The 15,381-nt window shown below is 57.2% G+C and carries 13 protein-coding genes; 4 read left to right on the forward strand and 9 right to left on the reverse strand.

Annotated features, from left to right (window positions below; genetic code table 11):
• The first annotated feature begins 232 nt into the window (after positions 1-232).
• Positions 233-1,249 (forward strand): HTH-type transcriptional regulator GalR, encoded by a 1,017-nt coding sequence (gene galR, locus PGR79_RS05915; RefSeq protein ID WP_015703331.1) that lies wholly within the window; start codon positions 233-235, stop codon positions 1,247-1,249.
• On the opposite strand, the gene PGR79_RS05920 is transcribed toward galR, so the two are convergent.
• The gene (locus tag PGR79_RS05920) at positions 1,210-1,689 is read right to left on the reverse strand and encodes a GNAT family N-acetyltransferase (RefSeq protein WP_015703332.1); all 480 of its coding nucleotides are present in this window, start codon (positions 1,687-1,689) and stop codon (positions 1,210-1,212) included. The two genes, galR and PGR79_RS05920, sit on opposite strands and share 40 nt — an antisense overlap.
• Positions 1,690-1,885: 196 nt before the next feature.
• Between PGR79_RS05920 and PGR79_RS05925 the strand changes: the two genes are divergently transcribed.
• Positions 1,886-2,887 carry a LacI family DNA-binding transcriptional regulator gene (locus PGR79_RS05925; protein ID WP_162750124.1) on the forward strand — a complete coding sequence of 334 codons (1,002 nt, stop codon included), beginning with the start codon at positions 1,886-1,888 and terminating at the stop codon, positions 2,885-2,887.
• Here PGR79_RS05925 and lysA read toward each other — a convergent pair.
• Positions 2,880-4,142 carry a diaminopimelate decarboxylase gene (gene lysA / locus PGR79_RS05930; protein ID WP_087859681.1) on the reverse strand — a complete coding sequence of 421 codons (1,263 nt, stop codon included), beginning with the start codon at positions 4,140-4,142 and terminating at the stop codon, positions 2,880-2,882. The two genes, PGR79_RS05925 and lysA, sit on opposite strands and share 8 nt — an antisense overlap.
• 136 nt (positions 4,143-4,278) lie before the next feature.
• On the opposite strand from lysA, the gene PGR79_RS05935 reads away from it, so the two are divergent.
• Positions 4,279-5,205, forward strand: a complete 927-nt coding sequence (locus tag PGR79_RS05935; protein ID WP_087859682.1) for a LysR family transcriptional regulator — start codon at positions 4,279-4,281, stop codon at positions 5,203-5,205.
• Here PGR79_RS05935 and PGR79_RS05940 read toward each other — a convergent pair.
• The 4 genes from PGR79_RS05940 to PGR79_RS05955 all read right to left on the reverse strand — a co-directional run bounded on the left by PGR79_RS05940 (position 5,192) and on the right by PGR79_RS05955 (position 10,118).
• Complete coding sequence (locus tag PGR79_RS05940; RefSeq protein ID WP_047039119.1) at positions 5,192-5,884, reverse strand: aspartate/glutamate racemase; 693 nt, start codon at positions 5,882-5,884, stop codon at positions 5,192-5,194. The genes PGR79_RS05935 and PGR79_RS05940 overlap by 14 nt on opposite strands.
• A 79-nt stretch (positions 5,885-5,963) precedes the next feature.
• Complete coding sequence (locus PGR79_RS05945) at positions 5,964-7,319, reverse strand: carbohydrate porin (RefSeq protein WP_087859684.1); 1,356 nt, start codon at positions 7,317-7,319, stop codon at positions 5,964-5,966.
• 108 nt (positions 7,320-7,427) lie between these two features.
• On the reverse strand, positions 7,428-8,858 hold the full coding sequence (locus PGR79_RS05950) for a glycoside hydrolase family 32 protein (RefSeq protein WP_213793505.1): 1,431 nt from the start codon (positions 8,856-8,858) through the stop codon (positions 7,428-7,430).
• 18 nt (positions 8,859-8,876) lie between these two features.
• Positions 8,877-10,118: an MFS transporter gene (locus PGR79_RS05955; protein ID WP_045373827.1), complete on the reverse strand. Its 1,242-nt coding sequence runs from the start codon at positions 10,116-10,118 to the stop codon at positions 8,877-8,879.
• A 223-nt stretch (positions 10,119-10,341) separates the two neighbouring features.
• On the opposite strand from PGR79_RS05955, the gene PGR79_RS05960 reads away from it, so the two are divergent.
• Positions 10,342-11,337, forward strand: a complete 996-nt coding sequence (locus tag PGR79_RS05960; protein ID WP_087859686.1) for a LacI family DNA-binding transcriptional regulator — start codon at positions 10,342-10,344, stop codon at positions 11,335-11,337.
• On the opposite strand, the gene araE is transcribed toward PGR79_RS05960, so the two are convergent.
• The 3 genes from araE to PGR79_RS05975 form a co-directional block, all read right to left on the reverse strand.
• Positions 11,338-12,756, reverse strand: coding sequence for an arabinose-proton symporter AraE (gene araE, locus PGR79_RS05965; protein ID WP_015369908.1), 1,419 nt, complete (start codon positions 12,754-12,756; stop codon positions 11,338-11,340).
• Positions 12,757-13,051: 295 nt separating this feature from the next.
• Positions 13,052-13,813, reverse strand: coding sequence for a 2-dehydro-3-deoxy-D-gluconate 5-dehydrogenase KduD (gene kduD, locus PGR79_RS05970; protein WP_047078957.1), 762 nt, complete (start codon positions 13,811-13,813; stop codon positions 13,052-13,054).
• Between the two features lie 366 nt (positions 13,814-14,179).
• The gene (locus PGR79_RS05975; protein WP_045396653.1) at positions 14,180-15,358 is read right to left on the reverse strand and encodes an acetyl-CoA C-acetyltransferase; all 1,179 of its coding nucleotides are present in this window, start codon (positions 15,356-15,358) and stop codon (positions 14,180-14,182) included.
• Between the last annotated feature and the right edge of the window lie 23 nt (positions 15,359-15,381).

Genomic DNA, 15,381 nt, shown 5'->3' on the forward strand with positions numbered 1-15,381 from the left:
GCAGCACTCAACGAAACCAGCGAACATTCGCAACAGCTAATCGCAAAGTGTAAGCAAAGATGAGAATTCTCTTTTCACCGTTGCATCCCACGCATTGTGCTGTGTAACTTTGTCACTGCTAATCTCTGTCTGCGTCACATTTGTATCAACCAGAATGGCCGTAGCCTTGAATCCGCTGCGCTTTCCCGTAACATAACTATTATGTAAACGCTTACCCTAAAAAAGGTCCGGTATGGCGACAATTAAGGATGTAGCCCGACTCGCAGGAGTGTCCGTCGCTACCGTCTCACGCGTTATCAACAACTCGCCAAAAGCGAGTGAAGCCTCTCGTCAGTCGGTGACGGCGGCGATGGAAACCCTGAACTACCACCCCAATGCCAACGCCCGCGCGCTGGCGCAGCAGTCAACGGAAACCATCGGCCTGGTGGTGGGCGACGTTTCCGATCCCTTCTTCGGCGCGATGGTCAAAGCCGTCGAGCAGGTGGCCTACAGCACCGGTAATTTTTTGCTTATCGGCAACGGCTACCACAACGTGCAAAAGGAACGTCAGGCGATTGAACAGCTAATCCGTCACCGCTGCGCGGCGCTGGTGGTGCACGCCAAAATGATCCCCGACGACGAGCTGGCGGGGCTGATGAAACAGATCCCCGGCATGGTGTTAATTAACCGCATCGTGCCGGGTTTCGAACAGCGTAGCGTGGCGCTCGATGACCGCTACGGCGCCTGGCTGGCGACGCGCCATCTGATTCAGCAGGGCCACAGCCGCATTGGCTATATCTGCTCCAACCACGCGATTTCCGATGCCGAAGACCGGCTGCAAGGTTATTACGATGCCCTGAAGGAGAGCGGCCTGGCCGTCAACGACCGGCTGGTCACCTTCGCCGAACCTGACGAAAGCGGCGGCGAGCTGGCGATGACCGAGCTATTAGGCCGCGGCAGAAACTTTACCGCCGTCGCCTGTTACAACGATTCAATGGCCGCAGGCGCGATGGGGGTGCTCAACGATAACGGTATCGAGGTGCCGCAGGAAATTTCGCTGATTGGCTTCGATGATGTGCTGATCTCGCGCTACGTGCGCCCCCGCCTGACCACCGTACGTTATCCGATCGTCACCATGGCGACCCAGGCGGCGGAGCTGGCCCTGGCACTAGCAGAACAGCGTCCGGCGCCGGAAATCACTCACCTCTTCAGCCCGACGCTGGTGCGCCGTCACTCGGTGATAACGCCCGCGGAAAGTGACAAGTCATAGCGGTACAGGCTCACGGCGGTGGCCGGGTAATCCAGGCCCTCGCCGATATAGCGCCAGCCAAAGCGCTCATAAAAATCGCGGCAGGCGGAATAGAGATAAAGCTGCGGATAACCGCACTGGCGGGCATAGTCGATGACGTGCCGCTGCAGCTTCCCGGCCAGCCCCTGCCCGCGCGCCGTTTCGGCGACAAAGAGCGCCGCCATCCATGGAAACAGATCCTGACGGCTTATCAAATCGCAACGCCACAGCCCCACGGTACCCAACAGCGCCTCGCCATCGGTGGCGATAAAGGTCAGTGGCAGCGCCCCCGGCGTTTGGCTATGTTCAACAATACTGCTAAAAAACGCCTGCGGTAAGGCATCGCCGGCAAAAGCCTGCCATAGCCACTCCGCCACCTGCGGCCCATGCTGCGGCGCGGCGTACAACGGTTGAATCTGCATTTTTTCCCCCTGTGAATCGATGAATTCTAGCGCGCCGCTCGCGCCCGCGCATCAGGGGTCGGAAAATGCCTTCCAGAGGATTTCTGCAAAAAGCGTGATCGCGATAGTCTTTGCCGTCGTCAGGCTCATATCCCTCTGAATGACTGTGGTAAACTGCGCCCAATCACGGGTTATCAGGAATCGACGAATGGCAACAATGCTGGATGTCTCAATACGCGCAGGCGTCTCGAAAGCGACGGTTTCCCGCGTGTTGAACGGCACAGGTCAGGTAAAAGAGAGTACCCGCCAACAGGTATTCAAAGCGATGGAAGAGCTGGGCTACCGGCCTAATTTTCTCGCCCGCTCGCTGGCGAATCGCACCAGCAACAGCATTGGACTGGTGGTATCGACATTCGACGGTTTTTACTTTGGCCGCTTGCTGCAACAGGCGTCGCGCCAAACGGAAGCCTGGGGCAAACAGCTTATCGTCACCGACGGCCACGATGCGCCCGAGCGGGAAGAAGAAGCGGTACAAATGTTGGCCGACCGTCAGTGTGACGCCATCGTGCTCTACACCCGCCATATGAGCGAACAGAAAATTATGTCGCTTATCGAAACCATTGAAACGCCGCTGGTGGTGATTAACCGCGACGTTAGCCAGGCGCGGGAACGCTGCGTGTTCTTTGAACAGCAGGAAGCGGCGTTTCAGGCCGTCGACTATCTGATCTCCCAGGGGCACCGCGATATCGCCTGCCTGACCGTACCGATGCATACCCCAACGGGTAAAGCGCGCCTGGCGGGCTACCGCAGCGCGCTGGAAAAGCACGGAATTGCGTGGGAACCGGCGCGGGTCAAGTACGGCGATTCAACGATGACCCGCGGTTATGAGCTGTGTCGGGAATTATTAGAAGAGAAAACGCCGTTTAGCGCGCTCTTCTCCTGTAACGATGATATGGCGTTGGGCGCCTCGAAAGCGCTATATCAGGCGGGGCTGCGCATTCCGCAGGACGTATCGCTCTTCGGCTTTGACGACGCTCCTAGCGCGAAGTGGCTGGAGCCGGGATTATCAACGGTTTATCTGCCGATCGACAATATGATTACCACCGCCATCGACCAGGCGATTAAGCTCGCCAACGCACAGCCGATCGAAACAATCCCGCCGTTCACCGGTACGCTGGTACTGCGTGAATCGGTGACGACGGGGCCATTCTTTAAATAAGCTCCAGCGCCAGCAGTTCTTCAATGGTCTGGCGACGGCGAATCAGGCGCGCGCTGCCGTTATCAAACAGCACTTCCGGTAGTAACGGGCGGCTGTTGTAGTTTGAAGACATCGATGCGCCGTAGGCGCCGGTGTCGTGCAGCACCAGGTAATCCCCCGGCGAGACCGCCGGCAGTAGGCGAGTTTCCACTTTGCCGCCCTCCTGCTGGGTAAAGACGTCGCCGGATTCGCACAGCGGCCCCGCGACCACGGTTTCCAGCTGCGGCTCGCCGCTCAGGTCGCGCCCGTCCGCCGCCAGCGCGGTAATATGATGATAGCTGCCGTACATGGCCGGGCGCATCAGATCGTTAAAGCCGGCGTCGATCAGCACGAAGTGGCGGCTGCCCATCTCTTTCACGCTACGCACCTGTGATACCAGCACCCCGGATTCCGCCACCAGGAAACGCCCCGGCTCGATCTCCAGCTTCACCGGATGCCCCAGATGTTTGGCGATCTGCTCGCGCGCCGCATTCCACAGGCCAAAGTAGTGATCGGTATCGATCGCCTCTTCGCCTTCGTGATAGGGGATCGATAATCCGCCGCCGGCGGAGATCGCCTGCAGATCCTGACCAAACTCCACCACCTGGCGCACCATCGCGCCGCACACCTGCTCAAGATGGCCGTAATCGACGCCGGAGCCGATATGCATATGGATGCCGACCAGCTGCAGCGAATGGCGGCGAATCACCTCCAGCGCCTGCGGCAGCTGGCTAAACCAGATACCGTGTTTGCTGTTTTCACCGCCGGTATTGGTCTTCTGGCTGTGGCCGTGGCCAAATCCTGGATTGACCCGCAGCCAGACGCGGTGGCCCGGAGAGACTTCACCCAGTTGGCTAAGCATATCCACGGATCCGGCATTCACTGGGATCTGTAACGCTTTCACCCGCTCGAGGGTCGCGCGATCGATTAGATCGGCGGTAAAGACGATATCGTCCGGATGCTGCACGGGATCGTAACCTGCCGCCAGCGCGCGTTCGATCTCGCCAAGCGACACCGAATCCACCTTCACGCCCTGCTCGCGCATCAGACGCAGAATATGAATATTGGAGCAGGCCTTCTGCGCAAAACGCACTACGTCAAACTGGCTAAGTTGGGCAATCTGGCGGCGGATAATCTGCGCGTCATAGACCCATACCGGGCAGCCGAACTCAGCGGGCAGGCGCAGTAGATTGTCGGCGGTCAGATCGGTATCGGTGGCGTTCAGCGAGCGTGGCATAAGGACTCCGGTGCGTGCGTGTGTTTGTCGATGTTTTTTCCGATTACGCCACAGCGGGAAGAGAATAAAAAATATCGTTTTGTCGCGAGTCTATGCAAAAATGATATGGCTATCTGATGCTAACCGGGAGCCGCCCATGCCTGCCGTCAACTTACGCCATATTGAGATTTTCCACGCGGTGATGACCACCGGCAACCTGACCGAAGCGGCGCGGATGCTGCACACCTCGCAGCCTACGGTCAGCCGTGAACTGGCGCGCTTTGAGAAAGTACTCGGCTTAAAGCTGTTTGACCGCGCCCGCGGCCGTCTGCAGCCGACGGTCCAGGGGCTGCGACTGTTTGAAGAAGTACAGCGCTCGTGGTACGGGCTGGATCGCATCGTTAGCGCCGCGGAGAGCCTGCGCGAATTCCGCCAGGGAGAGCTGTCGATAGCCTGTCTGCCGGTCTTTTCGCAGTCATTTCTGCCGCTGCTGCTACAACCGTTCCTCGCGCGCTATCCGGACGTCAGCCTGCAGATCGTGCCGCAGGAGTCGCCGCTGCTGGAGGAGTGGTTGTCCGCCCAGCGCCACGATTTAGGGTTAACGGAAACGCTGCATACGCCGGCCGGCACCGAGCGCACGCCGCTGCTGACCTTAAATGAGGTCTGCGTACTGCCACAGGATCACCCGCTGGCCGCGAAAACCGAACTCACCCCCGCCGACTTCCACGGCGAAAACTATATCAGCCTGTCGCGCACCGACAGCTACCGCCAGCTGCTTGATGCGCTGTTTATGGAGCACCAGGTAAAACGACGGATGGTGGTGGAAACCCACAGCGCGGCGTCGATCTGCGCGATGGTGCGCGCCGGAGCGGGCATTTCGGTGGTCAACCCGCTCACCGCCCTCGACTACGCTGAGAGCGGCGTGGTGGTGCGGCGATTCAGCGTCGATGTGCCCTTTACCGTCAGCCTAATCCGCCCGCTACATCGCCCCGGTTCCGCGCTGGTCGACGCCTTTGTCCAGCATCTGCAAACCAGCCTGCCGCGTATCGAACAGCCGCTGGCGGCGGTACTTAAGAGAGCATAAATTCCACCGCGTCGGCGGCATGGATCGCCGCGGTATCAAATACCGGCAGCGGGCTACTCGTTTCCGGTACCAACAGGCCGATTTCGGTGCAGCCGAAGATAACGCCTTCCGCCCCCTGCGCCGCCAGCGCCTCGATGACCTGCAGATAATAGTCGCGCGAGGCGTCGCTAAAGGTGCCGAGGCACAGCTCATCAAAAATAATCTGATTGATGCGCGCCCGATCGTCGGCCTGCGGGATCAGCGTCTCAATGGCAAACTGCTGCTGCAGACGGCCGCGATAAAAATCCTGCTCCATGGTGTAGCGGGTACCCAATAGCGCGACCCGACGCTGGCCTTTAGCGCTGATAGCCCGCCCGGTGGCGTCGGCGATATGCAGGAACGGCACCTCGCAGCGGGCTTCAATCGCCTCAGCCACCTTATGCATGGTGTTGGTGCACAGCACGATGCCCTCGGCGCCGGCCTGCTGTAGCCCCAGCGCCGCCGCGGCGAGGATCTCGCCGGCGCGATCCCACTCCCCTGCCGACTGGCAGGCTTCAATCTCATGAAAATCAACGCTATGAAGCAACAGGCTGGCGGAATGCAGGCCGCCGAGCCGCGCTTTAATGCCTTCATTAATTAACCGGTAATAGGGAATGGTGGATTCCCAGCTCATGCCGCCCAGCAGGCCGATGGTTTTCATTATCTGCTCCTTTATGGTTTGCTCCAGTGAAGCAAACCTGCCGATAACTTTCCACTGTTGCTGTTGGGCGGCGGCCACATCAGAAGAAATATTTAAAGCGCACGCGCGCGCCATAGCGTTCGTCGGCGTTCCCGCCCTGTTGGGCCGACGAATCCAGCCATGAGGCATAGGCGCCGAGATAAATATTAAAGTTCGGCATATCCATGATATTCGGCAGTTGCCAGGAGGTATGAATCGTGTGGATGTCATAGCGGCCCGGCGTCAGAATCGCGCAGTCGCCATCGCACTCGCCGCTGACCCCCGCCATGTTGAACTGGTCGATTTTGTTGTGCGCGTAGATATATCCCAGCTCGACGCGATGCCACAGCGCGTTAATACCGGCGCTGAAATCCTCTTCATCCGCCGCGTCCAGATAAGCGGTGCTGAGATTCACCACCATGCCATCTTCGGCATCGGTTTTAAGCGTATTCCAGCTCATCGTCAGACCGTAACCGGTACGGCTGGACTGATCGACCCAGCGTCCATTCTGGTTTTGATAGCCATAAGCATTGTTCACCAGATTGCTCTCAACCGCCGCCGCCACCGACCACGGCCCGGACTGCCAGGCCGCCACCGGCCGCACGTAGACCACGTTTTTACGATTATCGAGCGCGTTGCCGTGGTAGTTTTGATCGACAAACAGCGAACTGCCGTCTTCCACCAGCGTGTTGAGCTCAAAGTACCAGTTATCGAGGTATTTGCTCAGCAGGAAATTACCGCCGCTGCTGCTACGCCCGCGCCCCTCTTTCATCATGTAGATATAACCGTAACCGTCGCTATAGAGATCGTTGGCGGTATTACCAGAGTATTCAATAAACGTATCCTGATTCAGCGGGAACATATCGTAGGCTTCAAAACGCCCCACTTTTATTTTCCAGTCATTTTCCTGACCAAAGAAAAATACGGCATCATCAAGATTCATTTTTCCGGTCATATCCGCCAGCGGCTGTACGCTAAAGCCGGAATATTTACCATTAGCGCCTTTACGTAAGCCATCGAACCCTAACAAAATACGCCCATTGATATCCCAACGTTCTTTATCCCCCGGCGCCCAGTTTTTATTCGCACTGGTTTTTACCGAGGTCAGGCTGCCGGTTCGGCTGGCGCCGTCCATATTAAATTCAACATCACCGTAAAATTTTAAATCGACATCTTTATTCACCGCCAGCGCGGGCGCGGCAACCGTCGCGGGCGCTGGCGCGCTGCTTTTAGCCGTCGCGCGCTCCTGCTGCTTCAGTTCGCGGATTTCCGCCTCGGCGTTTTGCGCACGCTGCTCGGTGGCTTTTAAGCGCTGCTCCATCTGCGCCAGGCGCTCCTCAAGCGAAAGCGTTTGCTGCGCGCCGGCGGCGGGAATAAATAAAGACGAGATAAGACATCCAACCCAGATTTTATTCATCGTTAGACCCTGCTTATTATATATTAAAGGTATTGTTTTATTATTTTGGTAAATATTAAATACCCGCCAGCGATTGCTAACGGGTGATTCTGGTTAATGACTCTTTAATTAGATATTCCACGCTCCGCCATCAATTAATGCCGCACTGCCGCTCCAGGAAAATAAAGCTAATTCCCGGCGCCGGGCATCAGGATAAATACGGCTGCTGAGGCAGGCTTCGCCATCATTGACGAAAACCTCAACGGATGAGCTATCGAAAAATAGCCGCAGCTTCAACGCCGAACCGGCCGGTAACGCAACGCTGCGGGTGCCGCACAAACCATATTGCGGATAGCGGCGCTCCAGCACCAGACGCTGCATCTGATTGTCGACATATACCCTCAGCCCTTCGCCAAAGCTCAAACCGTACTGCTCGGCGCCGCTATTGGCCGTATCCCAATGCAGGTTGACCTCCATGGTTTCGCAGTGCTCTACCATCGTCAGCTGCTGATTCTTCAACGAACTGACCGGCCACGGGAACCAGTCGCGGCGCAGGCCTTCCACCTCTTTTGCCGGACGCATCAATAACCGATTATTCGCGCCGAGGCTTAACTCGCGCGGCAGCGACAGCATACCGGCCCAACCGTCCTGCTGCTCCGGCAGCGGCGACTCCCACATGTCCAGCCAGCCGATAACAATTCGTCGGCCATCGGGGGTGAGGAAGCTTTGCGGCGCATAGAAATCGTGGCCGCTGTCGAGTTCAACAAACGCCTCTTCGCGGACAAAAGGTTGCCCCGGCTGCCAGTCTCCCAGCAGGTAGCCGCTCTGGAATAAATTGCGCCGGGCAAAGCCGTCTGCGGCCATCCCCTGCGGCGAGAACATCAGCACCCGCTTACCATCGAGTTCAAAGAAATCCGGGCACTCCCACATGTAGCCCATCCCCGCTTCGGCCTGGGCAAGAATACCGGCATCCTGCCAGTGGCGCAGGTCGGCGGAACGGTACAACCGCACCTGGCCGACGTCGTCTACCCGCGCGCCGACCACCATGTACCAGCTTTCACCTTCACGCCATACTTTCGGGTCGCGAAAATGGTGCATCCCCGGCGGGGTATCGATAACCATCCCCTGACGCTCAAAATGGATGCCGTCGCGGCTGGTCGCCAGGCACTGCACCTGGTACAGGTTATTTTCATCAGCGGGATCGCCATGAAATTTATGGCCGGTGTAGATAAGCGCCAGCGTATCACCATCAACCACCGCCGAGCCGGAGAAGCAGCCGTCTTTATCTTCCGGCCCTTCCGGCGCCAGCGCCACCGGCAGGTGTTCCCAATGCACAAGATCCTTGCTGCGCGCGTGGCCCCAGTGCATCGGCCCCCACTGGTTTGAATACGGGTGGTGCTGATAAAACGCGTGGTACCAGCCGTCGAACCATACCAGCCCGTTGGGGTCGTTGATCCAGCCGGCACGGGCCGCCAGGTGATAACGCGGATACCAGCGCGGGTTGAGATCCACGCTTTTCGTCTGCAGTTCCCGCTCCGCGTTACTAATGGAATACATCATATTCATTTCTCTTTTCAGTCAGATAGTGGATGGCTGCGACATGAGCGAATCCGAAGAGGCCTTATTGGATCGCAGCAGGAAGATGGAGATGAAGGTGGTACAGAACACCAGCAGTCCCATGATCAAATAGGAGTCGGCGAAACCGTATTTTTCGTAGCTATAGCCCGCCAGCGGCGACAGTACGGTGGCGATAACCGAACTGGTGCAGGCGAAACCAACCAGGTACAGGGTGGAAGAAAGGCGTTTATCAAAGTTCAGGCTGTTGTATTTAAAGATGGAAACCAGCAGCACCGGCAATTCCACGGCGTGCAGCAGTTTCGTAATCGAGATCAGAACCGGGCCTTCCACCAGCCCGGAGGCCACCATGCGCATCGCCATCACCATGCCGGCGAAGATCAGGCCGTTTTTCGCGCCAATACGATTGACCAGCCACGGGGCGCAGAACATCCCCGCCGCTTCGAGGAACACCTGGAATGAGTTGAGATAGCCATACATCGCGTTCCCTTCATGCAGCGTGGCGAACTGCGAAGAGAAATAGACCGGGAATTGCTGGTCGTAAACGCCGTAAATACAGGTGCCGACGACGAAAAACACCAGCGCCCAGAAGCGCGGCAGCGTCAGCAGGCGCAGCGCGTCTTCCAGCGTGACTTTACCGCCACTGACCGCCTCCTGCATGGCGTGCGGCGCTGAAGAAACCTTAAGCCGCGCCAGCAACATGAAGAAAACCAAACCGGAACAGCTGGCGACGGCGAAATTCAGCTGTGGGTTAATGTTGAACAGCAGCCCGGCGAAAAAGGTCGCCACCGCCCAGCCCAGCGATCCCCACATCCGCGCTTTGCCGAATTCAAACTGGCTTTGCCGCGCCACGCGCTCGGTATAGGACTCCAGCACGCCAATGCCGCCGTTAAAGGTCAGGCCGATATAGATGCCGCCAAAAATACTGCCGAGCAGCACGTTGATTTTGAGCAGATAGCCAAACAGCAGATAGGCCGGGCCGGAAAGGATCAGTAAGACGGTGATATACCAGAGTAAATTTTTGCGCAGCCCCAGTTTATCCTGAATAAAGCCGTAGCAAATCTGGGCGAATAGCGCCGAGACCGACAGCACCGCGTAGATAATGCCGGTATCCCCGGCTTTCAGCCCTACCTCCTGATGTAGCCAGATGGAAAGCAACGAGCCGGAAGAAGACCAGGTAACAAAAAAGAAAAACAGTAAGGCACTGAGTAAGGGGTAGCTGTGAGAGTGATGTGTCTTCATCATGACATTCTCGTGTTGGAGTAATGTGCAAATGGTAACGTTAACAAAAAACAACTCTCATCTGGTTTTGTGACGATTCATGATGTTAATCACAAAAGTTAACGTTAACATAATGGAGATGAGATCGCGATCAACTATTCCTCGCCATGCTTCACCATCGGGCTGGGATAGACTATCGTATGATCCTTTTACATCAGCGACTTAGTTGTATACCGGAGTAATCACCATGGCATCCCTGAAAGATGTAGCGAAGCTAGCCAACGTCTCACTGATGACGGTATCCCGCGCGCTGAACAGCCCGGAGCGCCTGAAGGCGGAAACGCTCGCCCGCGTACAGGCAGCGATTGAACAGACCAATTACGTCCCCGACCTGTCGGCGAAGAAAATTCGCGGCGCCCGGGCAACGCCGAGCACCATCGGCGTACTGGCGCTGGACACGGTGACCACCCCTTTCTCGGTAGAGATAACGCTCTCTATCGAAGAGACGGCGCGGGCCCACGGCTGGAACAGCTTTGTGGTCAATATGTTCTCGGATGACAACCCTGATGCCATTCTCGACCTGCTGCTTTCCCATCGCCCGGACGGCATCATTTACACCACCATGGGGCTGCGCCAGGTTCCGCTACCGGCAAAATTGTTGACGCTGCCCTGTGTGCTGGCCAACTGCGAAAGTCTGAACGAGAACGTCGCCAGCTATATTCCGGATGATGAACAGGGCCAGTACGACGCGGTGAAAGCGCTGCTGGCCGCCGGCTATCGCCGCCCGCTCTGTTTGCATCTTCCGGCCAGGCATCTGGCGACGATACGCCGCCGACAGGGGCTGGAACGCGCCTGCCGTGAGGCGCAGGTTGATCCGGATACGCTCGATCACTGCTATATGACCTACGGTGACGAACACTATCGCGATATTCCCGGCCAGCTGCTGGCCCATATTGAGCAGGGTAAACCGCGGTTTGATTCCGTGGTGTGCGGCAACGATCGCATCGCCTTTATGGTCTACCAGACGCTGCTGGCGCAGGGTTTGCGGATCCCGGAAGATGTGGCGGTGGTGGGTTATGACAATATGGTGGGTATTGGCGATCTCTTCCTGCCGCCGCTGTCAACGGTGCAACTGCCGCATTATGAAATTGGCCGCCTGAGCGCCCTGCATATCATTAACGGCGACAGCCATCGGGATACCATTAAGGTTCCCAGCCCGTGGCTGCCGCGTGAATCCGTGTGATCAGTTGCCGATGTTACGCAGCTTTTCGCCGGACATCAGCTTGCGTTCGATGTGCTCCAGCGTCACGTTTTTGGTTTCCGGGATCAGCCAGAAGGTCACGCCGATGAAGGCCACGTTCAGCGCGGTATAGAGCCAGAACGTGCCTGCCGCGCCAATCGCGTCCAGCAGCGTCAGGAAGGTCGCGCCAATAATCATGTTCGACACCCAGTTGGTAGTGGTCGAACAGGTGATGCCGAAGTCGCGGCATTTTAGCGGCTGGATCTCGGAGCAGAGGATCCACACCACCGGCGCGGCGCTCATCGCGTACCCGGCTATGCACATCATGGTCATCCCCACCGACAGCCAAGAGAGGCCGCTACCGGCGGTACCGTTATCAAACTGCATCAGGCAGTAGCCCAGCACCAGGGTGCCCAACGCCATCACGCTAAAGCCGATTTTCAACGCCGGTTTACGTCCGGCCTTGTCGACGGTAAACACCGCGATAAAGGTCGCGAACATAAAGGTCAGGCCGACCACCAGCGTGGCGATCATCTGCTGTTCGGTGGTGGTAAAACCGGCCATTTTGAAGATCCGCGGCGCGTAATACATGATGATATTCATGCCGGTAAACTGCTGCATCGCCTGCAATAACATGCCGAGGAACACCGCCCGACGCACGTTGCGGTTCACTTTGAATAGCGCCCAACCGCCCTGCTTCAACTTTAGGCTTTCGCGGATTTCATTCAGCTCATCGCGGGCTTTTTCCGAGGTATCGCGCAGCATGCGCAGCACTTCTTCGGCCTCGATATGGCGGCCTTTTTCCGCCAGCCAGCGCGGGCTGTTAGGCAGGAACACCACCAGGATAATCAGCAATACCGCCGGCAGCGCCAGCACGCCAAGCATCGCCCGCCAGTTGCCGCTGTAGCTGAAAGCGGTATCGGATAAGAACGCCAGCACGATGCCAAGCGTGACCATCAACTGATACATGCTGATCATCTTGCCGCGAACGTTTTCACTCGCCATTTCAGAAAGATAGAGCGGCGCGGTATAGGAGGCGATACCGACGGCGACGCCAAGGACAATGCGCGCCGCCAGCAGCATCTCGACGCTGGTGGCGAATGCCGAGCCGATAGAGCCCGCCACAAATAGCACTGCGCCGACCATCAGGCTGTATTTACGGCCAAGACGGAAAGAGAGCCAGCCGTTGAACAGCGCGCCAATCGCCGCGCCCAGCATCATACTGCTGACTACCCACTCCTGCAGACGGCTGGATAACACGAAATGATCGGTAATGAAGGGGAGCGCCCCGGCAATCACGCCAATATCAAGGCCGAATAACAAACCCGCCACCGCGGCGGCAATGGAGACAAACTGGTTCATGCGCCGGGTGTTGCGCTGCGCATTGGGGAGTAAACCCGGATCGGTGGTCAATGAAGTCATTTTTTTCCTGCCTCAACAGAGTATGCGTGCAGTGAAAGTACGGGATCGCAGGGCTAAGGTGTCAGGCGGGAGATGGCGAAGATATGGATAAAATGGCTGGTAGCATTGTTTTTGTGATGGACATTAAACTTTATCTTATGCAAAAAATGCTGTCCGATCGTCAAAACAACCCTGATGTATGGCGAGTATTTTATTTTCCATTACTAACGAGTATGGATTATTTAAACCTCATGATATGGACGATTATTGTTCAGAAAACAACCCGCCGGTTGGCGGGTTGTTCGACTTATGTCTGTTAGCGCGCCAGCCAACCGCCATCTACCGCCACGGTGTAACCGTTAATGTAATCGGATGCGCGGGAGGCGAGAAACACCACCGGCCCCATTAAATCGCTCGGCAGCCCCCAGCGACCGGCCGGGATACGGTCGAGAATTTCCGCGCTGCGCTGTTCATCGGCACGCAGCTGCTGGGTATTGTTGGTTGCCATGTAGCCGGGGGCAATGGCGTTAACATTGATATTATGCTTCGCCCATTCGTTGGCCAGCAGGCGAGTTACGCCCATGACGCCGCTTTTCGAGGCGGTGTAGGACGGCACGCGGATCCCGCCCTGGAACGACAGCATGGAGGCAATATTGATGATCTTGCCGCCGTTACCCTGGGCGATGAAATGCTTCGCCGCGGCCTGGGACATAAAGAAGACGCTTTTGATGTTCAGGTTCATCACGTCATCCCAGTCTTTCTCGCTGAATTCGATAGCATCCTGACGGCGGATCAGCCCCGCGTTATTGACCAGAATATCGATGTGACCGAATTCCGCCACCGCGCGCTCAAGCAACTGCGGAATACCATCTATCTGCCGCAGGTCGGCGGTGAGGCTTAAAAAACGACGCCCCAGCGCGGTAACGCGCTCGATGGTTTCCGTCGGTTCAACGATATTAATACCGACGATATCGCAGCCCGCTTCCGCCAGCCCAACCGCCATGCCCTGGCCTAAACCGGTGTCGCAGCCGGTCACTACCGCAACTTTCCCCTGAAGAGAGAATGCATCAAGAATCATATCTGGTTCCTTTCTTTCACGGCCTGCTCACCACAGGCAAGGTTCTGAGGTTAAGAAGAACTCCTGGAACATCCCCATCATAAAAATAAAACAGAGTTCCGTTTTGCTAATGTTCACATAGTAGACCGCGGAAAAATCATTTTCAATGGCAATTAAAACAACGTTTCATTTTTTATGATTAAAAATGATAAAAACGCAAAACGGATCACATCGCCAGGGAGTGGTGACCTGTATAAACACTTAAAATACAACTGGTTAGCTTATCTTTGAAAAATAAGAGCAGAGAATGAAAATCTGGTAGAAAAACGAAGAAAGGAAGATCGACGAGGATGATGGACCTCGCGCCAAAGATGGCGCGAGATCGTATTATGCGCGCTCCACCGCCAGCGCAACGCCCTGACCGCCGCCGATACACAGCGTCGCGAGCCCTTTACGCGCATCGCGCTTAATCATTTCATGTACCAGCGACACCAGAATACGGCAGCCGGAGGCGCCAATAGGATGGCCCAGAGCGATAGCCCCGCCGTTAACGTTAACCCGCCGTTCATCCCACTCCAGCACTCTGCCAACGGAAATCGCCTGGGCGGCGAAAGCTTCATTGGCTTCAATTAAATCCACTTCATCCAGCCGCCAACCCGCGCGCTCAAGACAGCGGCGGGTAGCGTGTACCGGCGCAATGCCCATTAGCGCCGGATCGACGCCGACGCTGGCGAAGGCGCGAATGCGCGCCAGAATCGGCAGCCCCAGCTCCTGGGCCTTTGACTCGCTCATCATCATCACCGCCGCCGCGCCATCGTTAATACTCGATGCATTACCCGCGGTCACCGACCCAAGCTGGTCGAAGGTCGGCATCAGGCTGGCTAACCCTTCAGCGCTGGCATCCATCCGAGGCTGCTCATCGGTATCCACCAGCCGTTTACTGCCGTTATGCTCGGTGGCGACTGGCACAATTTCATCGCGAAACCGCCCGGAGTCTATCGCCCGCCGCGCTTTTTGCTGCGAGCTAAGCGCCCAGGCGTCCTGTAATTCTCGGCTAATCCCATACTCTCGCGCCAGATTTTCCGCCGTTACGCCCATATGGTAATCATTGAAAGCGTCCCACAGCCCATCATGCACCAGGCTGTCGATAAGCTGGCTATTGCCCAGCTGCGCGCCGGTTCGGCTGTCGGTAAGCACATGCGGCGCGCGGCTCATGTTTTCCTGGCCGCCGGCAATCACTACATCCGCTTCGCCGCACTGGATGGCCTGAGTCGCCAGGTGCAGCGCTTTCAGTCCGGAGCCGCAAACGTCGTTGATGGTGATCGCCGAAACGGTATTCGGCAGCCCGCCGCGGATCGCCGACTGACGCGCCGGATTCTGCCCGGTGCCCGCGGTCAGCACCTGACCGAGGATCACTTCATCAATGCACTGCGGATCGATTCCGCTCCGCTCGACTAACGCCTTCACCACCACGCTGCCCAATTCCACCGCCGAGTGACGCGCCAGCGTTCCCTGAAAACAGCCGATAGGCGTACGCAACGCGCCGACGATCACGACATCTTTCATCCTTTACCTTCTGCGCAAAGAAC

Origin of the sequence: Klebsiella sp. 141161, from assembly GCF_050600815.1 — a bacterium.
In the GTDB taxonomy this organism is placed as follows: Bacteria; Pseudomonadota; Gammaproteobacteria; order Enterobacterales; family Enterobacteriaceae; genus Klebsiella; species Klebsiella aerogenes.